This window comes from Sagittula salina, from assembly GCF_017813235.1.
Taxonomy (GTDB): Bacteria; Pseudomonadota; Alphaproteobacteria; order Rhodobacterales; family Rhodobacteraceae; genus Sagittula; species Sagittula salina.
The window spans coordinates 190,053-214,223 of sequence record NZ_JAGISH010000004.1; the positions used below are offsets into that span (position 1 = coordinate 190,053).

Below are 24,171 nucleotides of genomic sequence, written 5' to 3' on the forward strand. Positions count from 1 at the left end.
CTCTTACGAGAAGTCCGCTGCGTATTCGTCGAGAACAGCCCGGATCTTTGCTTCTGCGTCGCCCTTGATCTTGGGATCTTCGGTGGTGATCCACTCCAGGAGCTCGGCGTGCTTGCCACGGACGTGCTGCAGCAGGCCCTTCTCGAAACGGCCCACAGCGGCAACCGGGACCTTGTCGAGGTAGCCCATGGTGCCAGCGCAGATCACGATGACGATCTCGGCGTTGGTCAGCGGCGAATACTGCGGCTGCTTCATCAGTTCTGTCAGACGCGCGCCACGGTTCAGCAGCTGCTGGGTCGCGGCATCGAGGTCGGAACCGAACTGCGCGAAGGCAGCCATTTCACGGTACTGAGCCAGCGACAGCTTGATCGGGCCCGCGACAGACTTCATCGAGTTGGTCTGCGCCGAGGAGCCAACACGCGAAACCGACAGACCGGTGTTCACGGCCGGGCGGATGCCCTGGTAGAACAGTTCGGTTTCGAGGAAGATCTGGCCGTCGGTGATCGAGATCACGTTGGTCGGGATGAAGGCCGACACGTCGCCGCCCTGGGTCTCGATGATCGGCAGAGCCGTCAGCGAGCCGGCGCCGTTGTCTTCGTTCAGCTTCGCGGACCGCTCCAGCAGGCGCGAGTGGAGGTAGAAAACGTCGCCCGGGTATGCTTCGCGGCCCGGCGGACGGCGCAGCAGAAGGGACATCTGGCGGTAGGACACGGCCTGCTTGGACAGGTCATCGTAAACGATCAGCGCGTGCTTGCCGTTGTCGCGGAAGTACTCGGCCATCGCGGTCGCGGCGTAGGGCGCCAGGAACTGCATCGGCGCCGGGTCGGACGCGGTTGCCGCAACGACGATCGAGTAGTCGATCGCGCCGGTTTCCTCGAGCTTCTTCACCAGCTGTGCCACGGTTGACCGCTTCTGGCCGATGGCGACGTAGATGCAGTACAGCTTCTGGTCGTCGGACGCGGCGGCATCGTTGTAGGACTTCTGGTTCAGGATCGCGTCGAGCGCCACAGCGGTCTTGCCGGTCTGACGGTCGCCGATGATCAGCTCGCGCTGGCCACGACCGATCGGGATCATGGCGTCGACGGCCTTCAGGCCGGTCGCCATCGGCTCGTGCACGGATTTACGCGGGATGATGCCCGGCGCCTTCACGTCGGCGATGCGGCGCTCGGATGCGTTGATCGGGCCCTTGCCGTCCAGCGGGTTGCCGAGGCCGTCCACGACGCGGCCCAGCAGCTCGGGGCCGGCTGGCACGTCAACGATGGCGTTGGTGCGCTTGACGGTGTCGCCTTCCTTGATGTCACGGTCGGAGCCGAAGATCACGATACCGACGTTGTCGGTTTCGAGGTTCAGCGCCATGCCCATGATGCCGCCGGGGAACTCGACCATCTCGCCGGCCTGAATGTTGTCGAGGCCGTGGACACGGGCAATACCGTCCCCAACGCTCAGCACGCGACCGACTTCGGCGACTTCGGCGTCCTGACCGAAGTTCTTGATCTGGTCCTTCAGGATCGCAGAAATCTCTGCTGCTTGGATACCCATTTATCCGACCTCTTTCATTGCATTCTGGAGGGAGTTGAGCTTCGAGCGGATCGAGGTGTCGATCATCTTCGAGCCAACCTTGACGACGAGACCACCGATGAGGCTTTCATCGACGGTTGTATTGATCTTCACGTCCTTGCCGACGTTGCTCGACAGCGTCTGCGAGAGGCTGGACAGCTGCGCATCGCTGAGCGCGGTGGCAGAGGTCACCTCGGCGGTCACTTCGCCCTTCGCCTCGGCGATCAGCGCCTTCAGGCGCTTCACCAGCTGCGGCACGACGAAGAGGCGGCGCTTCGTCGCCATGAGGCCGAGCGCGTTCTTGAACTCGGGGATCAGGCCCATGGCATCGGCCACGGCGCGGATCGCGCCGGCCTGTTCCTCGCGCGAGTAGGCCGGGTTCACCAGCAGCTCGCGCAGGTCGGCGCTGTCATCCAGCGCTGCGCTCAGGTCGTTGAGGTTCGCTTCGAGAGCGGGGAGATTGTTGTTCTCCTTCACGATCTCGAAGACGGCGGTGGCATACCGTTCGGCGATGCCGGAGGAAATCGAGCTGTCAGACACGTCCACCCTTCCGGTTTTATGCCCCCGTCACGCGCCCGCCGACTGGCGGGGCGTCCGGAGGCTCTGTAGCGCCCTGATTTTCGCCAAGGCAGGTAAATCGCGGCGGATGTAGCAGAGCCCCCCTCGCATCGCAACAGGCTTGGGTGTTTTCCCCGCCAGCGCTAAACTTAACAAATTCATAAGGTTGCCCGAAATGCGACCATCTGCGCCCAAAGATCATGCAAGAAAAGCACGCTTTTTTCACGTTTGCGCGACGATTCCCGGCCCTGCGGCCCCCGGCGGAGGGCACTGGGTCCCCGCGTTGGGGGTCCGACGCCGTCGCCCGCAGGGGCTTTGCCGGGTCATCACGCCCACAGCTCCGCCCTGCTCCCGTGCCTTGGCTTAAACCTCTGGCCTGCGTGACGAATCCCCGGACTGGATCAGGCCGTCGGGGCGACCTTGCCCGGTTTCGGCGCCAGCACGCCCAACGGATTCGCGACCGCGCGGCGCTCGGTCAGACCGGCGCGCGTCGGCGGATGACGCTTGGCCGCCTCCACCATCAGAACGCCCCCGGCGGTGATCGGAATCCAGCGGCCGAGCTTCTCCCAGATCGGGCCGGTCTTCATCCAGAAGCGCCGCGCCGAGGGCGGCTGATACAACAGTGAAACGGTGCGCTCCGGGAGGAAATCGTGGCGCTTCAGCTCTGCCTCGAGCTGGCCCATGGAATAGGGCCGCCCATAGCCGAAGGGCGTCCAGTCCGCCTGCGCCCAGAGTCCCGACCGGTTCGGCACGATGAACAGCGCCCGCCCCCCCGGCCCCAGCACGCGATAGGACTCGTCCAGCAGGTCGGTGGCGCGCTGCGTGGTCTCCAGGCCGTGCATGACCACCAGCCGGTCGACGTGGCCGGTTTCCAGCGGCCAGAGCGTTTCCTCGCTGAGAACGGATATGTTGGGCATCCCCTGCGGCCAGGGCATCACCCCCTGCGCCGCCGGCATCAGCGCCGTGACGCGGCGCGCCTCTTTCAGGTAGGGGCGCAGGAGCGGCACGGCAAAGCCGTAGCCGACCACCGTCTGCCCATGCACGTCAGCGGGCGACCAGCCGCGCAACACCTCGTCGCGCACGATGCGTTGCGCGGCGCGCCCCAGCGCACTGCGGTAATAGAAATCGCGCAACGCCTGCACATCCAGGTGCATTGTATCAATCGCTCCGATCAGTCACTCTGCCCTCATCCGTTTCGCATCTTACAAAGCATTGAAGGAAAGACCATGCCCCTGGAGATCGTCACCGTTCCCTGCCTGAAGGACAATTACGCCTATATCGTCAAGGGCCCGGACGGGATTGCATTGATCGACGCCCCGGAAGCAAAACCCCTGATTGCCGTATTCGAACAGCGCGGCTGGGCGCCCGATGTCATCATGCTGACGCATCACCATGGCGACCACACCGAGGGCGTGGCCGAACTGCGCGAGAAATACGGCTGCAGGGTCATGGGCCCCGCCGCTGAAAAGGACAAGCTGCCACCGCTCGACATGGCCCTCGACCCGGGCTTTACCGGCGGCACCGAAGACGGGCTGTGCGAGGTGATCGCCGTGCCGGGCCACACGCTGGGGCACATCGCCTACCACTACCCGGAAGCGGGCTGCATTTTTACCGGCGACAGCCTGATGGCCTTTGGCTGCGGTCGAATCTTCGAGGGCACTCCAGCCATGATGTGGGAAAGCCTTCAGACACTTGCGGCGCTGAACCCGCAGATGATCGTCTGTTCGGGGCATGAATACAGCGCCTCCAACGCGGCATTCGCGCAGACCATTGAACCGAACAACCCGGCGCTTATATCTCGTGCAAACATGATCACCGCGGCCCGCGCAAAGGGGCAACCCACCGCGCAGGTTCCGCTTTCATTGGAACTCCAGACAAACCCGTTCCTCCGCGCCGGCCAGCCCGAGGTCAAGAAGGCCATCGGCATGGAGGACGCCTCGGATCTCGAAGTGTTTACCGAGATCCGCGCCCGCAAGGACAAGTTCTGACCCCCCGGGTCACGCAGGTCCTGTCGCAACCCGAAGGGGCCGCGATGATGAAGGGAGCGGCAAACGGGATTTTCAAGGTCGCATGTAACAACCGCGCGAAAAGAAAAAACTTGAAGCCGGGCATTAATCGACCAAACTTTAACCTAACGGGGCAATGCTGGTTGTACCCGGGACCCGCGCAGACAAGAGGAGCACAAAGTGCCTTCATTCTCGAACACCCTTGAGCAGGCAATCCACTCGGCCCTGGCCCTGGCGAATTCGCGCAGCCATGAGTTTGCCACGCTCGAACACCTGCTGCTGGCGCTGATCGACGAACCGGACGCCTCGCGCGTCATGAAGGCGTGCTCGGTCGACACCGAAGAACTGCGCACGACGCTGGTGGATTTCATCGACGACGACCTGTCGAACCTCGTGACCGACATCGAGGGATCGGAGGCCGTGCCGACCGCCGCCTTTCAACGCGTTATTCAGCGCGCCGCGATCCACGTGCAGTCCTCCGGCCGCACCGAAGTGACCGGCGCTAACGTGCTGGTGGCGATCTTTGCCGAACGTGAATCGAACGCCGCCTATTTCCTGCAGGAACAGGACATGACGCGCTACGACGCGGTGAACTTCATCGCGCATGGCGTGGCGAAGAACCCCGCCTACGGCGAGAGCCGTCCCGTTCAGGGCGCCACCGAATCCGAGGAAGAGGCCCAGAAGGCCGAAAGCACGACCACCTCCGCCCCGGACAAGGAATCGGCGCTGGCAAAATACTGCGTCGACCTGAACGTGAAGGCCGAAGAGGGTGACATCGACCCGCTCATCGGCCGCGAGCACGAAGTCGAGCGCTGCATCCAGGTGCTCTGCCGCCGTCGCAAGAACAATCCCCTGCTGGTGGGTGACCCCGGCGTGGGCAAGACCGCCATTGCCGAAGGCCTCGCACGCAAGATCATCGCGGGCCAGGTGCCCGAAGTGCTGTCGGAAACCACGATCTACTCGCTCGACATGGGCGCGCTGCTGGCCGGTACCCGCTACCGTGGCGATTTCGAGGAGCGGCTGAAGGCCGTGGTGACCGAACTCGAGGAGCATCCCGACGCGGTGCTCTTCATCGACGAGATCCACACCGTGATTGGCGCGGGCGCGACCTCTGGCGGTGCGATGGATGCCTCCAACCTGCTGAAGCCCGCGCTTCAGGGGGGCAAGCTGCGGACCATGGGTTCGACCACCTACAAGGAGTTCCGCCAGCACTTCGAAAAGGACCGCGCACTGTCGCGCCGCTTCCAGAAGATCGACGTGAACGAGCCCTCGGTCGAGGACACGATCAAGATCCTCAAGGGCCTGAAGCCCTACTTCGAGGAGCATCACTCGGTGAAATACACCGGCGACGCGATCAAGACCGCCGTGGAACTGTCCGCACGCTACATCAACGACCGCAAGCTGCCCGACAAGGCCATCGACGTCATCGACGAGGCCGGCGCGGCGCAGCACCTCGTCGCGGCGTCGAAGCGGCGCAAGTCCATCGGCACGAGGGAAATCGAGGATGTCGTGGCCAAGATCGCCCGCATCCCGCCGAAGAACGTGTCCAAGGATGACGCCGAGGTGCTGAAGGATCTCGAAAGCTCGTTGAAGCGGGTGGTCTTCGGACAGGACGCTGCGATCACGGCGCTCTCCTCGGCGATCAAGCTTGCCCGCGCGGGCCTGCGCGAGCCCGAAAAGCCGATCGGCAACTACCTCTTCGCCGGCCCCACGGGCGTCGGCAAGACCGAAGTGGCCAAGCAGCTCGCGGACCAGCTGGGCGTGGAACTGCTGCGCTTCGACATGTCCGAATACATGGAGAAGCACGCGGTCTCCCGCCTGATCGGCGCGCCTCCGGGCTACGTGGGCTTCGATCAGGGCGGCCAGCTTACCGACGGCGTGGATCAGCATCCGCATTGCGTCCTGCTGCTCGACGAGATCGAAAAGGCGCACCCGGATGTCTACAACATCCTGTTGCAGGTCATGGACCACGGCACGCTGACCGATCACAACGGCCGCACGGTGGATTTCCGCAACGTGATCCTCATAATGACGTCCAACGCGGGCGCAGCCGACATGGCGAAGGCCGCCATCGGCTTTGGCCGCGACCGCCGCGAGGGCGAGGACACGGCGGCGATCGAACGCACCTTCACGCCGGAGTTCCGCAACCGTCTGGACGCGGTCATCAGCTTCCAGCCGCTGCCGAAGGACACGATCCTGCAGGTGGTGGAGAAATTTGTCCTCCAGCTGGAGGCGCAACTGCTGGACCGCAACGTGACCATCGAACTGACGAAGCCTGCCGCCGAGTGGCTGGCCGACAAGGGCTACGACGACAAGATGGGTGCCCGCCCGCTGGGCCGCGTGATCCAGGAGCACATCAAGAAACCGCTGGCGGAAGAACTGCTTTTCGGCAAGCTGACCAAGGGCGGTATCGTCAAGGTCTCCGTCAAGGATGGCGATCTGGTGCTGAACCTCGAAGGCCCGGACAAACCGCGCTTGGGCTCCAAGAAGCCGCCGCTGCTCACCGCAGACTGATCTCTCGAAGGGCGCCCCGAAACGGGCGCCCTTTCTATTTGGCCCCTACCATCTTCAGGACGGGACGGCGGGCGGGGCGCCTTCGCGCACCTGCGCGAACAGCGCCGCTCCCGGCCCGGTTTGCCGCATGCGTCTGATGCCCTTCCTTCTGCTCGCCGCCCCGGCTTTCGCTGACCCGCCGTCCCTGAGCCTGCCGCTCGACTGCGAGATCGGCACCACCTGTTTCATCGAGGATTACTTTGACCACGCACCCGACCCTGGCGTGCAGCGTGATTTTGCCTGCGGCTTCAACAGTCGAGACGGGCACCGGGGTACGGACATCGCTGTGCTCGGCTTCGACGCGGTAGGGCGCGCTCCGGTCCTTGCCGCCGCTCCCGGCACCGTCCTGCGCACCCGCGATGGCATGGCGGACGACCGGCTGATGCGGGGCGTCACCAAAGAAAACGCCTGCGGCAACGCGGTCCTTCTCGACCACGGCGACGGTTGGCAGACCCTCTATTGCCACATGGCGCGCGACTCTGTCGCCGTCCGCCCCGGCGAAACACTCTCGCGCGGTGCGCTTCTTGGCACTGTGGGCCTGTCGGGCCAGACGACCCACCCCCACCTGCATCTCTCACTGACCCGGAACGGCGCGGCGGTCGATCCCTTCCGCCCGGAGGCCACCGGCACCTGCGGCCCACCAGGCGGCCCGACGCTTTGGCAGAGCCCGCCGCCCTATACGCCCACGCAGATGGTTACGGCGGGTTTTTCCGATCGGGTGCCGGGCCTCGACGCCATCGCCGACGGCTCCGCCCGCCTGCCCATTGGCGCGCCCGATCAGCCTCTCGTGGTCTATACCCTGATCGGGCAGGCCGAACACGGCGACCTTCTCATTCTGTCGGCCAGCGGACCCGACGGTGCGATCCTTGACCGCAGCATGATTGTGAAGGCGCCGCAAAGAGCGGTCTCCCGCGCCTTCGGGCGCAGGGCCCCGCCCGGTGGATGGCCCTCCGGCGACTACACCGGCGAGGCGACACTGACCCGCGCGGGCAAGGTCATCGCCCACCGCTTTGCCCATGTCAGCATGCCCTAGGTACCTATTTTTCTGTCAGCTTCAGTTCGATCCGACGGTTCTGCGCCCGTGCCTCCGGCGTATCGGCCGGGTTCACCGGCTGGTACTGGCCAAAGCCATTCGCCGCCAGCCGGTTCGGCGGGATGCCATAGTTCGCGATCATATCCCGAACCACCGCGCGCGCCCGGGCCTGGCTCAGGTCCCAGTTATCCTCAAACACCGCGCTCTGGCGGATCGGAACGTCGTCGGTGTGCCCGTCAACCCGGATGATCCAGTCGATCCCCTCAGGAATATCCTGCGAGATTTCCCGCAGGATATTGGCCACCTTCGCGATCTCCTGCCGGCCGGTATCAGACAGGTCGGCAGATCCCTGCCGGAACAGCACTTCGGAGGAGAAAACGAACCGGTCGCCCTCGATACGGATGCCCTCGTGGCTGCCGACGACCTGCCGCAGCTTGCCAAAGAATTCGGATCGGTAGGCCTCCAGATCCTTCTTCTCGGCCTCCAGCCGCTTGCGTTCCTCTTCCTCCAGCTGACGCCGCTGGCGTTCCTCCTGCGCCACACGCGCAAGCGCCGCGTTCAGCTCCGACCCGAGGTTCTGGACCCGGACCTGCGCCGCCGCGTCCCGCGCCTGCGCGTCGTCCAGCAGTGCCTGCAGCACGCCCAGTTGCTGCCGCAGTTCAGAGACGTTGCGGTTCAACGCTTCCGCCTTCAGCTCCGCCTGGCTGGCGCGTTCGCGGCTTTGCGCGAGGTTTTCGCGCGCCTCCGACAGAAGCGCTTGCCGCTGCTCGGCCTCGCTCAGTTTCGTTGCCAGCTTGCTTGCCGCCAGCCGCTGCTCGGCCAGCGCCGCCGCCAGCTTGTTGCGGGTTTCCTCCACCGAGGTTTCCGCCGCCAGCTTCGCCGCGAGCGCAGCGGCCAGTCGCTGCTCCAGTTCCTTCGGGTCGATGTCACCCACCTCGGCCCGCAAAGCCTCAAGCTGGGCGCGCAGTTCCGCGTTCTGCCCCTGCAGATCCTCCAGCGACTCCTGCGCAGCGACCAGTTGGCCCCGCACTTCAGTCAGGGTGCCGGTCAGGCGCGCGGTTTCTGCCTGCGCTTCTGTCAGCGACACCGCGCCATCCGCCGCCTGCCCACGCGCCACCGCCAGATCCGAGGCCAGTTCCGCGTTGCGCGCCCGCACCGCTGCCACTTGCGCCGTCAGGGCTTCTACCTCCGACGCGCGGGCCAGTGCATCGGCCAGTTTTGCGGAGAGGTCGGAAAGCTGTGTCGCGCGCGTCTTCGCATCGGCCTGCGCGGCGGCGAGGCTGCGATCCGCATCCCCCCGCGCACGGCGTTCCTCGGCCAGCGTCTCTTCTGCAGCCCGGCGCGCCTCCTGCTCCGCGATCAGGTCGTCGCGCACCGACGCCAGCCGGTCGTCCGCCGCCTGACCCTGCGACTGCGCATCCGCCAAACGCGCCTCCAGCGAGGAAATCCGCGCCTGCATGTCGGCATCCTTCTGCTGACCGTCCAGCAGCGCCTCCGCCAACCGCGCGTTCAGGTCGGCCTCCGCCTTGCGAGCGGCGGCCAGCAGGGTCAGCGTGTCCTCCGCCTCGCTACGCGCCTTTTCCAGCGAAAGCGTCATGGCGGTCAGTTCCGCGTCCGCCGATTCCAGTCGCGCCCGCAGGGCCTTCGCCGCCTCCGATTCCGCGAGTTTGGCGGCTTCTTCTTCCGTCAGCGCCTGTTGCAGGTTTTCCACCTGCGATCCCAGGGCGCCAAGCCGTTCGGTCGCATCAGCGTTGCGCGCACGCAGATCCGCGATCAACGCCTCCAGTGCCTCGCGCCGCCGGGCGGCCAGTGCAGCCGCCTCGGACTGAGCGTCCAGCTCCGTCTGCGCCGCCCCCAGCGAGGCCGTCAGCCGGTCCCGCTCCGACGTCAGCGCATCGCGTTCGGAAACCAGCGCCTGCCGCTGCGCGCTCAATGCGTCGCGCTCCGACGCCAGGTCGATCACCTGCCCCTGCGCGGTGTCGCGCTGCAGGATCAGGGCCGCCACCTGCGCCTCGAAATCGGTGATCTGCGCGGCGGCGGCATCCAGTTCGGAGGCTTGCTTTTCCCGCGTGGCAGTCAACGAAGCGATCAGGCTTTCTGCCGCCGCCAGCTCGGAGTTGCGGTCGCCCAGCGTCGCCTCCAGCGTGCCGAGCTGGCTGCTGAGATCGGTGTTCTTCCGCTCCGCCACGCCCAGTGCGGCGGCGAGTTGCTGCAACTCCGACGACAGCGTGTCCAATTCGGATTCCTGCCCGGTGATCGTCTCGTTCAGCACGAACTGGATTACCATGAAGATCGACAGAACGAAGGTCAGCACCAGCAGGAGGCCGGTCATCGCATCGACGAAACCGGGCCAGATATTGGCCTGGAAACGGGCCCCGGTGCGTCGCGAGAGGGCCATCTACTCGGCCTTCGGTCGGGTGCCGCGCGACACGCCCAGCGCCCGCACGAGCGAGGAAATGTCGGTGCGCAGCTCCGCCATGCTTTCCTGCCGCCCGGCGCTGATTTCCTCGAGAATGCGCAGCATCTGCACGTCGATCGACCGCAGCCGCATCCGGCTTTCGGCATCGAGGCCCTCGTTGCTTTCCTTCTCGCGGATGGCCTCGGCCAGCAGTTCCTGCCCTTCGGCGACGCGTGCCAGCGCCTGCGCCGAGGGGGCCGTCGCCTCCATCCGCTCGGTCATCCGTTCGATGGAATCGGCCAGTTGTGCCAGCCGCATGTCGACCTCCGACCGGCTCTGCTCCGCCTCGGCAAAGAGGAACTGCAAACGGTCCATCTGCTCCGCCATCTGGTCGAGCACGATGCCCGCCGCGCCCAGATCCGGCCCGTCGGTTTCCGCCGAAAACCCGATCCGCGTGATCGACGACAGCCATTCCTCAAGTTCGCGGTAGAAGCGGTTCTGACCGTGCCCGGCGAACAACTCCAGAAGCCCCACGACCAGCGAACAGGCGAGACCCAGCAACGACGACGCAAAGGCCACGCCCATACCGCCCAGCTGCGCCTCCAGCCCGGTCATCAGGCGGCCAAAGACTGCCACGCCGCTTTCGCCTTCGGACGGAGCAAGCGCCTGGATGGTGGCGACCAGCGCGGGAACGGTGGTGGCCAACCCATAGAAGGTGCCCAGCAGGCCGAGGAAGATCAGCAGAGAGGTGATGTAGCGGGTGATTTCCCGCGCCTCGTCGATGCGCTGCGCCACGGATTCGAGGATCGAGCGCGTCGACGTGGTGTTGATCTGCATCCGCTTGTCACGGCGCGACCCCAGCAGCGTCGCCAGTGGCGCCAGCAGCGTCGGCGCCGCCACGCGCTGGCCCTGATCGCCGCGCGCGGTGTAGGCCTCGATCCAGCGGACCGACTGCATCAGGCTGAAGACCTGCCAGAAGCAGGCGATCACCCCCAGCACGAAGACCAGCAGGATAAAGCCGTTCAGATAGGGGTTCGATTCAAAGACCGGCAGCACGCTGGGCGCGGCCAGCGTCGCCCCGAAGGCCGACAGCCCCAGAACCGCCAGCATGAGGATCAGCTGGCGGATGGGATGGGAGAAATGTGGCTCGGCCTCGCGGTCGGGCTGGTCCATAGGGACACCTGACACCTGATGATAGTTGGTTAATACCTAGGGGCTTACCCCAGCTTCGCCAAGAAGTTATGAACACCCGCCGCGGCGAAGCGTGCTGCAAGTGCAAACCTGTTGCGCAAAAGTCAGGGGCCTTCCAGCGCCCTGACCTGTTCGCTCAGCCAGTGCAGGTCCGGGTCGGGCACGCCGAGTTCATCGAGGTGGGCTGCGGTGTTGTGCAGGTACTCGGTATTGGGCCCCCGGCCGCCGACGGCGCGGGCGATGATGCGGGCCTGCTCGGGCAGGCTGAGGTGGCAATACTGTGCGTGGCCGGGGTCGATGACATAGGACAGCGCCTCCACCCGGCGACCATCGTGCAGGGCGACGGGCAGACGCTTTTCCAGATAGGCCGAGGAGATCAGTTCGCGTTCGCGAAGATAGGCCAGCGTCTCTTCCTCGCTGCCCGGCGCGGCGCGCAGCGCCAGCCCGTCGCAGCAGGCCCCCTCCTGCGCGTCGAGTGCGAGCACGAGACCCGGCTCTTCTTCGGTACCGCGATGGTGGATCGAATACATGCAGAAGCTGCGCGCGTAGCCGTGCAGCCGCGCCTGCACCCGTTCCGCCACCGGGAAACCGGGATTCCACAGCAGCGAGGCATAGCCGAAGACCCAGAGCGTCATTCTTTCCCCTCACGTTCTCTCGGCGGCCCTGCTGGGCAGCGCCGTTCAATCCGTATAAACCGGCACCGTGTAAACACGCGGCGCGGCGGAAGAAAAGGGGCGGGCAGTGAAACGATACGGGGTTCTTGTGCTTGTGGCCGCCCTGCTCTGGGGCGGCTGGTGGACGTTTCAGGCCTGGACGCTGCGCAGCGCGGTCGAGGATTGGTTCGAGGCGCGCAGGCTGGACGGCTGGGTAGCGGAATATGACGACCTTTCGGTGCGCGGCTTCCCGTCGCGGCTGGACGTCACGCTGACCACGCCCCGGCTGATGGACCCCGACCATGGCACCGGCTGGGCGGCGCCCTTCCTGCAAATCCTCGGGCTGACCTACGACCGTGGCCATGTGATCCTCGCCTTTGCCGACAGCCAGCGGCTGACGCTGCCCTCGGGCGAGGTCCAGATCGCCTCCGAAGGATTGCGCGCCTCTCTGGTGCGCGACGGCGAGATGATCGAGCGGCTGAACGCGGAGGCGGATGTGCTGAACCTCACGGCCCCCGGCGGCAGGGTCGCGCTGGCCGGGGTGCTGGCGAATTTCCATCATCAGGACGGGGCGCGCTACCAGCTGACGCTGGCCGTGCGGGACATCGCGACACCGCAAGGCGCGCTCGACAGTGGCCGGTCGGAGGGGCTGGACCTGCAGGCCGCGCTGACCTTCGACACGCCCTGGACGCTCGATGCCCTGCGCGGCCCCCGGCCCCAGCCGCGCGAGATCGACCTCGCCGGCCTGGCCTATCGTCAGAACGGGCTGGACCTGAACGTCGCCGGCACGCTGACGGCGGATGCGCAGGGCCGCGCGGACGGCGGGCTGAGCGTGCGCGCGGTGAACTGGCGCGCGCTGCTCGAGCAGGCGCGCGCTGCCGGCACACTCCCGGAGGCGCTGGCCGACACGCTGGAGAACGCGCTGACGCTGGCGGCGGGGCTGTCGGGGCGGCAGGACACGCTCGATCTGCCGCTGGATTTCCACCGCGGCGAAGTCTCCTTTGGTATCATCCCTCTTGGACAGGCGCCAAGGCTGTCTTTACCCTGACGGCACAAACGGCAGCCCTATGTCGTTTCGGGACTTGTGCCGGGGCAATTGCGTGCCATATGCATGCAAACTGAACCGATCAGTTCAATTTGACGCAAACCGCCAACCGACCCGGAGCCGCCGTGACCCGCCTGACCCTGACCGCCGCCCTACTGTTTGCCGCCGCCCCCGCCTTTGCACAGGTCGCGGCAGAGCCGAGCCCCCCGCAGCCACCCGCCGTCACCGTGGCCACCGTGACGCCCACGCGTTTCGTCCAGCGCGTCCCCGTCGCGGGTAATGTGGTGGCGCGTCAGGAGGTGCTCGTCGCGCCGGAAGTCTCCGGCCAGCGGGTCGAGGCGCTTGAGGTGCAGGTGGGCGACAGCGTCGAAGCAGGCGACGTGCTGGCCCGCCTCGACCAGCGGGTGCTGAAGCGGCAGGTGGAGCTGCAGCAATCCGTCGTGCACCGCACCCAGGCAAACCTCGAACAGGCGCGCGCTCAGGTGGCGGCCCAGACCGCCGCGCTGGATCAGGCCGACGCCGCGCTCGACCGCGCGCAACAGCTGCGCAAGTCGGGCACCGGCACGCAGGCGACACTGGATCAGGCGGTTTCCAACCAGGCTTCGGCGGCGGCGGCACTGAAGGCGGCGCAGGACACCGTGACCACTTCGGAGGCGCAGCTGCGCGAGGCCGAGATCAACCGCGACCTCGCGCAGGAGGATCTGGAAAACAGCGTCGTCACCGCCCCCGTCGCGGGTATCATCACCCAGCGCAATGCCATGATCGGTTCGGTCGCAGCCGCCAGCGGGGAGCCGATGTTCCGCATCCTGCAGGGCGGGCTGGTGGACGTGGAAACCGAGGTGATCGAAACCCAGCTGGGCCAGATCACGCTTGGCGACCGGGCGGAACTGGACGTGGCGGGCGTCGGCCCCCTGCTGGGTCACGTCCGCCGGATCGACCCGACCGTGGACGCGACCAGCCGTCTCGGCACGGTCCAGATCGAGCCGGAGAACAACCTCGGCCTGCGCCCCGGCCTGTTCACCGGCGGCTGGATCATCACAGCCGAACGCCAGTCGCTGGGCGTCCCCGTCAGCGCCGTCATCGACGAGACCGGCGGCGCATGGGTCTTTGCCGTCGAGGACGGCGTGCTCCACCGGCGCGATGTCACCCCCGGCCTGTTCTGGAACGGCAACCGGGAAATCCTCTCCGGGTTGAAGGACGGCGACACCGTGCTGGCCCGCGCCGCCGGATTTTTCTCCGACGGCGATCCGGTGCGCCCGCTTGCCACTACCACGGAGGCCGCACCCATAGCCCCGCCCGAAGCCTCCACCGAAACCGCTTCCGAGTAAGGACCGCGCCATGAACATGTCCACCTGGGCGATCCGCAACCCGGTTCCCCCCATCGCGCTCTTTCTCGTTCTCATGGTCATGGGGCTGTTCAGCTTCAACAGCCTTGCCGTGACGCGGATGCCCAACGTCGACCTGCCGGTGATCTCCATCCACACGGCGCTCGCCGGCTCCGGCCCGTCGGAGATCGTCACCCAGATCGTCACCCCGATCGAGGACGAACTCGCCAATGTGCAGGGCGTGCGGCATATCTCCTCCACCGCCAATGACGGCGCGGCCCGGCTGACCGTCGAATTCGAAATCAATGTCGACAGCGACCGCGCACTCAACGACGTGAAGGACGCCGTGGCCGCCGCCCGCTCCGACCTGCCCGACGCCGCTACCGAACCCGTCGTGCGCCGGGTGGAGGTCATGGGCGGTTCCATCCTGACCTATGCCGCCTCCGGCGCCTCCTCCACCATCGAGGAACTGTCCACCTTCGTCGATGACGTGGTGGCCCCCGCGCTGCAGGGCGCAAAGGGCGTGGGATCCGTCGACCGCATCGGCGGGGCCGAACGCGAGATCGCCGTCGACCTGCGCCCTGACCGCATGCTGGCACACGGGCTGACCACCTCCGATGTCAACTCCCAGCTGCGCGCCCAGAACATGGACGCGGGCGGCGGCGAAGGGCGTCTTGCTGGCCAGCAGATCGCCATCCGCGCGCTTGGCTCCGCCACCTCGCTGGCGCAACTCGGTGCCACACGCATTTCCCTGCCCGCGGGCGGGACGGTGCGGCTCGACCAGATTGCAGCGATCAGCGACGGCGCCGCCGACCGCGAAAGCTTTGCCCTGCTGAACGGCCGGCCCGTGGTCGCCTTCGGCATCTTCCGCGCCTCCGGCGAATCCGACCTGCTCGCGGCCGAAAACGCCCGTGCGGAGCTTGACCGTATCGCGGCGGAATACCCCGACATCACGTTTACCCAGATCGACGACGCCACCACTTATACAAAGTCGAACTACGACACCGCGATCATGACCCTGCTCGAAGGGGCGGCGCTGACCATCCTCGTGGTGATGCTTTTCCTGCGCGACTGGCGCGCGACCGTGGTGACGCTGGTGGCGCTGCCACTGTCGATCATCCCGACCTTCTTCGTCATGCAGATGCTGGGCTTCACGCTCAACACCATCTCCCTGCTGGCCATCACGCTGGTGGTCGGCATCCTCGTCGACGACGCCATCGTCGAGATCGAAAACATCGTCCGCCACATCCAGATGGGCCGCAACGCCTACGATGCCGCGGTCGAGGCCGCCTCCGAGATCGGCACCACAGTGATCGCGATTTCGCTGACCATCGTGGCGGTCTTTGCCCCGGTGGGCGTCATGCCGGGCATCGCGGGCAAGTTCTTTCGGGAATTCGGCCTGACCGTCGCGGTGGCGGTGCTGTTTTCGCTGCTGGTGGCACGTCTTGTCACGCCGATGTTCGCCGCCTATTTCATGCGCGCCGGCTCCGGCCACACCGAGGCAAAGGATGGCCCCGTCATGCGCCGCTACCTGCGCGTGCTGCGCTGGACGCTGCGCCATCGCCTGATCACGCTGCTGATCGGCCTCGCGATCTTTGCCGGGTCGATCTACTCCGCCACGCTGCTGCCGCAGGAATTCGTGCCGCCCTCGGACAGCGGGCGCGCGACGATCACCGTCGAACTGCCGCCCGGCGCCACAATGTCGGAGACAGAGGCCGCAACCCGCCGCATCACCGCGCTGGTTTCTGAAGTACCTGAAATGCAGAGCATCTTTGTCGAAGGCACCTCCGATACGGAGGCGACCATCCGCGTCAACTTCGGCTCCCGCGAGGACCGCGAACGGCCCGGACCGGAGATCACCGCCGAGATCGAGGAACGCCTGAAGGACGTCCCCGACACCCGAATCTACGTGCTGAACGAGGAAGGCGTGCGCGACGTACAGATCAATATCCTCGCGGGCACGCAATCCGCCGCCGAGGAAGCCGCCCGTACCCTCGCCAGTGCCATGGGCGGGATCGGCCAGTTGCGCGACGTCGCGGTCGAAAGCGCCCTGCCCCGCCCGGAGGTCCAGATCATCCCGCGCCCGCAGCTCGCCGCCGAGCTGGGCGTGGACGCATCGACCATCGCCTCCACCGTGCGGCTGGCCACGGTCGGCGATTCGGACGCCAACCTCGCGCAGTTCGACGCGGGCGAGGAACAGGTTCCCGTCCGCGTCCGCGTGGAGGAAGCCGCCCGCGACGACCTCATGCGCCTCGAAGGCCTGCGCCTGCGGACCTCCTCCGGGCAGATGATCCCGCTTGGCGTGGTGACGGACGTGACGCTGGCCACCGGCCCGTCGCAGATCGAACGCTACGACCGCGAATACAAGGTCACCGTGGGTGCCACGCTGGCACGCGGCGCGTTCCTTGGCGATGCGACGAATGCCATCGACGCCCTGCCCGCCGCACAGGAAATGCCCGCCGGTGCCCGCATTCAGGCCGCCGGCGATGCCGAAACGATGGCCGAAATCTTCGGCGGTTTCGCTGTCGCCATGGCTGCGGGGGTGATGCTGGTCTACGTCGTTCTGACGCTGCTCTTCCACAGCTTCGTGACGCCGGTCACCATCATCCTGTCGCTGCCGCTGGCCATCGGCGGGGCGATCTTTGCTCTCTACCTCTATGGCGCGGGCATCGGCCTGTCGGTCGTGATCGGCTTCCTGATGCTCATGGGGATCGTGACGAAGAACGCCATCATGCTGGTGGAATTCGCGCTGGAGGCCGCGCACCGGGGCCTGTCCCGCGCCGAGGCGATGATAGACGCCGCGCACAAGCGCGCGCGCCCCATCATCATGACCACCATCGCCATGACCGCCGGTATGGTGCCCTCCGCGCTCGCCCATGGCGAAGGCGGCGAGATCCGCGCGCCCATGGCCGTGGCGGTGATCGGCGGGCTCCTGCTGTCCACGCTGCTGTCGCTGCTGCTGGTGCCCTCGTTGTACGACGTGATCGAGGGCGGCAAGGACCGCGCCCGCCGGATGTTGGGCCATATCTTTGGCGGCGCGCCCGCCGGCCCGGCAGAGGCAAGACCGGGCCGCTAGGGGGCGCTGGACGGCAACGAAACGGGCAACCGGCCAGCAAAACGCCCAGCCTTTGAGCAGGGACGACACAGAACCCCACAGGGCCGCGCCGCACCGCAGCGCGGCCCTTGATCCGCGCGCCCCGACGTGGCTGACTGTTCCCCAGACGGCAACGGCGCTGTCCAGCCCCGATCATCCGGGTTCCCGAGCAAGGCTGCTCGACTCCCTGCACCCCCGTGCAGGCGTGTCGGCGGCCTTTTGTCGTTTCTAGGAGTGGACCATGAAGACCTTTCCGATGTTCCTGAAGATGGCAGGACGCCGTGTGGTGATCTGCGGCACGGGCGAAGAGGCCGCGCGCAAGGCCCGCCTCGTGCTGAAGACAGAGGCCGCGCTTCGCATCCTCGGCCCCGGCGCGCCCGGCGACATGGACCCCGAACTGGCCGGTCTGATCGCCTCCGGCCGCGCCGATCACCACGCCGTGCCGCGACCCGACACCTTCGCGGCAACCGCCCTCACCTTCATCGCCACCGGCTGCCCGGGGCTGGACGCTTCGCTTGCCGATATGGCGCGCCGTCACGGCGCCGTGGTCAACGTCGTCGACCGCCCCGAGATGTGTGACGCCACCACCCCTTCGATCGTCGACCGTGATCCGCTGGTGGTGGCCATCGGCACCGAGGGCGCCGCCCCCGTTCTGGGACGGGCCATCAAGACCGAGATCGAGACCATGCTCTCCCCCCGCCTCGGCCCTTTCGTGGCGCTGGCGGGGCGCCTGCGCGACGCGGTGGCCGCGCATATCCCGCACCGCCAGCGGCGCGGCTTCTGGGAATGGGCCTTTACCGGAGAAGCCTTCCGCGCCCATCTCGCGGGCCGCGAACGTGCCGCCGCCGAGATTCTCAAGGACGCCATTGCCAACGGCACCGCGCCCGCACCCAAAGGCCACATCGCGCTGGTCGGCGCCGGCCCCGGCGCACGCGACCTGCTGACCATGCGCGCCGTTCAGCGCCTGCAACAGGCCGACGTGATCTTCTACGACCGGCTGGTGGAACCGGAGGTGCTGGAACTGGCGCGCCGCGATGCCGACCGCGTTTATGTCGGCAAGGAGGTCGGCGCCAGCGCATGGCCGCAGGCGCATATCGACCGGGTCATCGTGGCAGAGGCGCTGCAGGGCCGCCGTGTGGTGCGCCTGAAATCCGGCGACCCATCGGTCCTTGGCCGCGCCACGGAGGAACTGACCGCCGCGCGGGCCGCCGGAATCGAGACAGAGATCGTCCCCGGCATCACTGCCGCCTCCGCCGCCGCCGCCGCCCTGCAAAAGCCACTGACCGAGCGCGGCGAGATCGACACCTTCGCCCTGACCACCGGCCAGTGCCGCCCCGGCGACGCGGCGCCATCGCGCGCGCGGCTGGCGCATCCCGGCACCACGGTCGCGCTTTACATGGGGATCGAAAAGGCGGAGCAGATCAGCCGCGATCTGATCGCCGCCGGAACGCCGCCGAAAGCGCCGGTGGACATCGTCGCCGCCGTATCCACCACGCGGGAACGGCGCGCCGAATGCACGCTCGACCGGCTGGCGGAAACCGTCGTCGCGCAGGGTCTGACCTCCCCCGCCATCGTCTTTGTCCGCTACCCGAAATCCATGGCCGCAGAGGCCGCGCAAACGGCCCCCCGCGCGGAGCCGCTGCCCGACACCCTGCGGAGCGTGGTGACCGCCGCCTGATTCTCCCGTCCCCCCGCGACACCTTGGCTGGGGCAGCCCTCCGGCGGCGGCAACTCACTCGGGCCGCCGGGGGCACCCTACCGCCGCCATCCCGCCGCCTTCCGGGCCCCACAGGGCAAATCGCTTGAAGACCGCCCCGCTTTGCCGGATGTTGTCGCGCAATGACACAACAACAGCGGAGACAAGGAATGACCCTCTCGAAAACCATCTGCGCCGTGGCGGCCCTGACCGCGACCGGCGCCTATGCGGACTGCGACACCGTCACCCTGTCCGACGTCGGCTGGACCGACATCACCGCCACCACCGCCGCGACTTCCGTCGTGCTGCAGGCGCTCGGCTACGATACCGACGTCAAGGTGCTGTCGGTCCCGGTCACCTACACCTCGCTGGCCTCGAAGGATGTCGATGTCTTCCTCGGCAACTGGATGCCCACCATGGAGGCCGACATCGCCCCCTACCGCGAGGCGGGTACCGTCGATACCCTGCGTGCAAACCTCGAGGGCGCGAAATACACGCTGGCCGTCAACAAGGCCGCCGCCGACGCGGGCATCAAGGACTTCGCCGACATCGCAGCGCAGAAGGACGCCCTCGACGGCAAGATCTACGGCATCGAGCCGGGCAACGACGGCAACCGCCTGATCCAGTCGATGATCGACGACAACGCCTTCGACCTGTCCGGTTTCGAGGTGGTCGAATCCTCCGAACAGGCCATGCTGGCGCAGGTTGCGCGCGCCGACCGCCGTGGCAAGCCGGTGGTCTTCCTCGGTTGGGAACCGCACCCGATGAACGCCAATTTCGAGATGTCCTACCTGACCGGCGGCGACGATTTCTTTGGCCCGAACCTTGGCGGCGCGACGGTCTATACCAACACATCCGCCGGCTACGCCGAGGAATGCCCCAACGTCGGAAAATTCCTGAACAACCTGTCGTTCACCCTGGCCATGGAAAACGAGATCATGGCCAAGATCCTCGACGACGGCGATGAGCCGGACGCAGCCGCGACCGAGTGGCTGACCGCCAACGCGGGCGTGCTGGATGGCTGGCTCGACGGGGTCACCACCAAGGACGGCGGCGACGCGATGGCGGCGGTGCAGTCCGCGCTGCAATGAACCGCGCTGCAATGAACGCTGTCCCAAGGGGCGCTTTCATGCGATGAAACGGCCAGGCGCCGAGGCTGCTTCGGCCTCGGCGTTTGCCATTCCGGCCCCGGCCTTTTAAGTTGACTGACGAGTCAATCAAGGAACGAGGGATGCGATGGAGTGGCTCGAAGAGCACAAGCTGCCGCTGGGCAAGTGGGTTCAGCGCGGCGTCGACTGGCTGACGGACAACGCGGCGTGGTTCTTCGACGGGCTGGCCTTGGGGCTGGAGTCGGTGATCGACACACTCCTGTGGTGCCTGCAGACACCGCCTGCGCTCGCGGTGGTGGCGGTGGTCACGTTGCTGTCGTGGCTGGCGCGACGCTCCTGGGGCTTCACGCTGTTCACCGCCGCCGGGCTCCTGCTCATCATCAACCTCGGCTACTGGATCGAAACGACGGAAACGCTGGCGCTGGTCATCGCCTCCGCCGTGGTCTGCATGGGCGTCGGCGTGCCCATCGGCATCGCCGCCGCGCACAGGCCCTGGCTGATGAACGCGCTGTCGCCAATACTGGACCTGATGCAGACGATCCCCACCTTCGTCTACCTGATCCCCGCGCTGATCCTCTTTGGCCTCGGCATGGTGCCGGGCCTGATCGCCACCGTGATCTTTGCCATCCCGGCGCCGATCCGGCTGACCCATCTGGGCATCACCTCCACGCCGACAGCGCTGATCGAGGCGGGCAAGTCCTTTGGCGCCACGCCACGCCAGCTGCTGTGGAAGGTCGAACTGCCCTTTGCCATGCCGCAGATCATGGCCGGGCTGACGCAGACCATCATGCTGTCGCTGTCCATGGTCGTGGTCGCCGCCCTTGTGGGCGCCTCCGGCCTCGGCGTCTCCACCCTGCGCGCGCTCAACACGGTGAACATCGCCAAGGGCTTCGAGGTGGGCATCGCCATCGTCCTCGTCGCCATCATCTCCGACCGCATGTTCAAGAGGTCGAAATGAACGATCCCCAACAGAGGCCGATGGTCCGCTTCGACGCCGTCAACATCGTGTTCGGCGACCACCCCGAACGCGCCCTGCCGCTGATGGACGCCGGGAAAACCCGCCCCGAGATCCAGGCCGAGACCGGGCAGGTGCTGGGCGTGCACGACTGCACGCTCGACGTGGCCGACGGCGAGATCCTCGTTCTGATGGGCCTGTCCGGGTCCGGAAAATCCACCCTTCTGCGCGCCGTCAACGGGCTGAACCCCGTGGCGCGCGGCCGCGTCGAGGTCCGCATGGACGACGGGCTGGTGGATGTCGCCTCGGCCTCTGCCCGGCAGTTGCGCGAGATCCGCATCCAACGCGTCGCCATGGTCTTTCAGCAGTTCGGCCTGCTGCCCTGGCGTACGGTGCGGGACAACGTCGCCTTCGGTCTGGAAATCGCCGGGGTCCCGGAAAAGGAGCGCCACGAGCGTGCCCGCGCGCAACTCGACCTCGTGAACCTCGGCGACTGGGCCGACCGCCCCGTCAGCGAACTGTCCGGCGGGATGCAGCAGCGCGTCGGCCTCGCCCGCGCGCTCGCGACCGAAGCACCGATCCTGCTGATGGATGAACCGTTTTCCGCGCTCGACCCGCTGATCCGCAACCGGCTTCAGGACGAACTTCTGGAACTTCAGGCAAAGCTTGGCCGCACCATCATCTTCGTCTCCCACGATCTCGACGAGGCGCTGAAGATCGGCAACCGCATCGCCATCATGGAGGGCGGGCGCATCGTGCAATGCGGCCCCCCGCAGGAGATCGTTCTGGACCCGGCGACCGACTACGTGACGGATTTCGTGGCGCACATGAACCCGCTCAACGTGCTCCGCGCGCTGGAGATCATGGGCCCGCTGCCCGAGGACACGCGCGGCGCCCACGCCATCGCCCCCGACACCACGATCCGTCAGATCCTGCCCATGATCGCGGAGGGCGCCATGCCGCTGGTCGTCACCGGCGACGGGGGGCCCGTGGGGTTCATCGACACCCCCGCCGTCATGCGCGCCCTGCTGAGCCAACGCTGAGCAGTTCAGCGGGCGCTCGCCGCTCAGTCGGTGAAATACTCCGGGTAACGCGCGCGCAGCAGGTCGAGACGGCTGATCGTCCCCGACAGGTGCGACCGCATCACCGCCGCCGCGCCTTCGGCGTCGCCCGCCCCGATGGCGTCCAGAATGCGGTGATGATGGTCGAGGATGTCGGCCATCTTGCCTTCCGACGGCAGGTCCAGCCGCTGGCAGCGCAACAGGTGCCCCAGCCGCCGCTGCAAAATGGTCTGCAGGCTGGCCATGCCGACGCCGTCGAACAGCGTCCGGTGAAACGCCCTGTCCAGCTCGTTGAACATGGCCATCTGCTCGGTGTTGCCCTGCAACGCCTCCTGCATGGCGACGATGGCACGCGCCCGCGCCATGACCTCCGGGTCCGGGTTCAGCGCCAGCCGCCGCACGACTTCCGTTTCGGTCGCCACGCGCAGGAACTGGGTTTCGTGCAGTTGTGCCACGTCGATCCGTTTCACCACCGTGCCCGACTGCGGCACGATCCGCAGCAGCCCGTCCTCTTCCAGCCGTTGCAGCGCCTCGCGCACGGGGGTCAGGCTGACACCGAACTCCTGCGCCAGCGCGGTGCGCGCCAGCGGCGTCCCCGGCGGGTAATCCAGCGCGACGATCTTCTTGCGCAGCGCGTCGTAGACGGCAGCCGAGGCCGATCCGGCCTGGTCCTTCATGTCGTTGAAAACCTGTTCCAGCATAGTCCTCACGCCTGCGGGCACAGCGCCCGATGCGCCCGCGATCCGGCGCCCGTTGAGGTACCATTCAATCAGGATTGACCGGTATGAGCAACTAATATATTAGTCTGTTTAGCCTGATGCGGGGAAGAGGAGCCCCGCCCCGGGCTCCAGAACGGGCCCGCAGAGGGCCGACCCCAGGGAGGACATCCATGACATTCGTTTCGCTGAAGACTCTTTCGGCGGTGGCGGTACTCGCGACCTCGGTCGCGGCACTGGCCACCGGTGCACTGGCCGCCGACCGCACGCTGAAGATCCAGACCTCGTCCAACGCCAGCCATGCTTCGCTGGCCTATCTGAACGCGGAATGGGTGCCAAAGCTGGAAACCATGACCGGCGGCGCGCTGTCGGTCGAACTGCTGCCGATCGACGCCGTGGTGCCGCGCCGCGAGACGGCAGAGGCGATCTCCGTCGGTATCCTCGACGGCGACCTGACGTCCATCAATTACTTCGCAGGTGTCGACCCGGCCTTTGCGCTGATGGGCGACCTGATCGCAGGCTACGATTCGGCGGACCAGATCCAGGCGTTCTGCGCGCAGGGCGGCGGCAAGGAAATCCTGCAGAAGCTCTTCGACGCGCATTTCGAGGGCGTGCATGTGGTCGGTTGCGGCGCCTACGCGCGCGAGGCCTTTGTTTCGAAGGTGCCGATCAACGGCGTGGCCGACTTCAAGGGCGTGAAGGTGCGCTCCCCCGAGGGACTCGCGGCGGATGTGTTCAAGCGCGTCGGCGCCGCCCCGGTGTCGATGTCCGGTTCCGAAACCTATGGCGCGCTGGAAAAGGGCGTGATCGACGCCGCCGACAACTCGGCCTATGCCAACAACGACGCCAACGGCATGCACAAGATCGCGAAATACCCGATCTTCCCCGGCATCCACTCCACCCCGATCCTACAGTTCACCGTTTCCCAGACCGTCTGGGACGAGATGTCCGAAGCTGAACAGGTGGCGCTCGAAACCTGGTATCTCGCCGCCTACAACGGGCTTCGCCAGCACTTCGACCGGCTCGACCGGCAGTTGGTGGCCCGTGACAAGGCCGCAGGCGACCTGACCGTGATCGACTGGCCGCAGGCAGAGCGCGACGCTTTCCGCAAGGTGGCGCAGGAGGCATGGGAAGACTTCGCCAAGGGGTCCGACCTCGCCCGCGAAGTTTACGACGCGCACATCAAGTTCATGAAGGAGGCCGGGCTTCTCTGAGCCCCTC

General features: G+C 66.7%; 18 protein-coding genes. 11 read left to right on the forward strand and 7 right to left on the reverse strand.

The genetic code is table 11. The features are described from left to right. Positions 1-3: 3 nt before the first annotated feature. The 3 genes from atpA to J5474_RS09175 all read right to left on the reverse strand — a co-directional run bounded on the left by atpA (position 4) and on the right by J5474_RS09175 (position 3,269). Entirely contained in the window at positions 4-1,539 is a 1,536-nt protein-coding gene (gene atpA, locus J5474_RS09165; RefSeq protein ID WP_209360602.1) for a F0F1 ATP synthase subunit alpha, read from the reverse strand. Continuing rightward, a complete protein-coding gene (locus J5474_RS09170; protein ID WP_209360603.1) occupies positions 1,540-2,103 on the reverse strand; it encodes a F0F1 ATP synthase subunit delta in 564 nt (187 codons plus the stop codon). It lies immediately after the preceding gene. A gap of 413 nt (positions 2,104-2,516) precedes the next feature. Beyond that, positions 2,517-3,269: a methyltransferase domain-containing protein gene (locus J5474_RS09175; protein WP_209360604.1), complete on the reverse strand. Its 753-nt coding sequence runs from the start codon at positions 3,267-3,269 to the stop codon at positions 2,517-2,519. A 72-nt stretch (positions 3,270-3,341) separates the two neighbouring features. Here J5474_RS09175 and gloB point away from each other — a divergent pair, with 72 nt between their 5' ends. The 3 genes from gloB to J5474_RS09190 all read left to right on the forward strand — a co-directional run bounded on the left by gloB (position 3,342) and on the right by J5474_RS09190 (position 7,707). Continuing rightward, positions 3,342-4,103 (forward strand): hydroxyacylglutathione hydrolase, encoded by a 762-nt coding sequence (gloB, locus tag J5474_RS09180; RefSeq protein WP_209360605.1) that lies wholly within the window; start codon positions 3,342-3,344, stop codon positions 4,101-4,103. Positions 4,104-4,301: 198 nt separating this feature from the next. Further along, complete coding sequence (clpA, locus tag J5474_RS09185) at positions 4,302-6,635, forward strand: ATP-dependent Clp protease ATP-binding subunit ClpA (protein ID WP_209360606.1); 2,334 nt, start codon at positions 4,302-4,304, stop codon at positions 6,633-6,635. Positions 6,636-6,771: 136 nt separating this feature from the next. Next, the gene (locus tag J5474_RS09190) at positions 6,772-7,707 is read left to right on the forward strand and encodes a M23 family metallopeptidase (RefSeq protein ID WP_245216360.1); all 936 of its coding nucleotides are present in this window, start codon (positions 6,772-6,774) and stop codon (positions 7,705-7,707) included. A 4-nt stretch (positions 7,708-7,711) separates the two neighbouring features. On the opposite strand, the gene J5474_RS09195 is transcribed toward J5474_RS09190, so the two are convergent. The 3 genes from J5474_RS09195 to J5474_RS09205 all read right to left on the reverse strand — a co-directional run bounded on the left by J5474_RS09195 (position 7,712) and on the right by J5474_RS09205 (position 11,931). Then, positions 7,712-10,105 carry a peptidoglycan -binding protein gene (locus J5474_RS09195; protein ID WP_209360608.1) on the reverse strand — a complete coding sequence of 798 codons (2,394 nt, stop codon included), beginning with the start codon at positions 10,103-10,105 and terminating at the stop codon, positions 7,712-7,714. Then, a complete protein-coding gene (locus tag J5474_RS09200) occupies positions 10,106-11,278 on the reverse strand; it encodes a biopolymer transporter ExbB (protein WP_209360609.1) in 1,173 nt (390 codons plus the stop codon). A gap of 122 nt (positions 11,279-11,400) precedes the next feature. After that, positions 11,401-11,931, reverse strand: coding sequence for a gamma-glutamylcyclotransferase (locus tag J5474_RS09205; RefSeq protein WP_209360610.1), 531 nt, complete (start codon positions 11,929-11,931; stop codon positions 11,401-11,403). A 106-nt stretch (positions 11,932-12,037) separates the two neighbouring features. On the opposite strand from J5474_RS09205, the gene J5474_RS09210 reads away from it, so the two are divergent. From J5474_RS09210 to choV, 7 genes are all read left to right on the forward strand, one after another. Beyond that, positions 12,038-12,997: a DUF2125 domain-containing protein gene (locus tag J5474_RS09210; protein WP_209360611.1), complete on the forward strand. Its 960-nt coding sequence runs from the start codon at positions 12,038-12,040 to the stop codon at positions 12,995-12,997. Positions 12,998-13,119: 122 nt separating this feature from the next. Further along, a complete protein-coding gene (locus J5474_RS09215; RefSeq protein ID WP_209360612.1) occupies positions 13,120-14,322 on the forward strand; it encodes an efflux RND transporter periplasmic adaptor subunit in 1,203 nt (400 codons plus the stop codon). A 10-nt stretch (positions 14,323-14,332) separates the two neighbouring features. Then, a complete protein-coding gene (locus J5474_RS09220) occupies positions 14,333-17,395 on the forward strand; it encodes an efflux RND transporter permease subunit (RefSeq protein ID WP_209360613.1) in 3,063 nt (1,020 codons plus the stop codon). A 259-nt stretch (positions 17,396-17,654) separates the two neighbouring features. Next, positions 17,655-19,091: a siroheme synthase CysG gene (gene cysG / locus J5474_RS09225; protein WP_209360614.1), complete on the forward strand. Its 1,437-nt coding sequence runs from the start codon at positions 17,655-17,657 to the stop codon at positions 19,089-19,091. Between the two features lie 188 nt (positions 19,092-19,279). Then, positions 19,280-20,200, forward strand: a complete 921-nt coding sequence (locus J5474_RS09230; protein ID WP_209360615.1) for a choline ABC transporter substrate-binding protein — start codon at positions 19,280-19,282, stop codon at positions 20,198-20,200. Between the two features lie 145 nt (positions 20,201-20,345). Further along, entirely contained in the window at positions 20,346-21,176 is an 831-nt protein-coding gene (choW, locus tag J5474_RS09235) for a choline ABC transporter permease subunit (protein ID WP_209360616.1), read from the forward strand. Beyond that, positions 21,173-22,216 (forward strand): choline ABC transporter ATP-binding protein, encoded by a 1,044-nt coding sequence (gene choV, locus J5474_RS09240; RefSeq protein WP_209360617.1) that lies wholly within the window; start codon positions 21,173-21,175, stop codon positions 22,214-22,216. Before choW ends, choV begins: the two co-directional genes overlap by 4 nt. 23 nt (positions 22,217-22,239) lie before the next feature. Here the strand turns inward: choV and J5474_RS09245 are convergent, their stop codons facing one another. Continuing rightward, entirely contained in the window at positions 22,240-22,935 is a 696-nt protein-coding gene (locus tag J5474_RS09245) for a GntR family transcriptional regulator (protein WP_209360618.1), read from the reverse strand. A 188-nt stretch (positions 22,936-23,123) separates the two neighbouring features. Here J5474_RS09245 and J5474_RS09250 point away from each other — a divergent pair, with 188 nt between their 5' ends. After that, positions 23,124-24,164, forward strand: coding sequence for a TRAP transporter substrate-binding protein (locus J5474_RS09250; protein ID WP_209360619.1), 1,041 nt, complete (start codon positions 23,124-23,126; stop codon positions 24,162-24,164). The last annotated feature ends 7 nt before the right edge of the window (positions 24,165-24,171 follow it).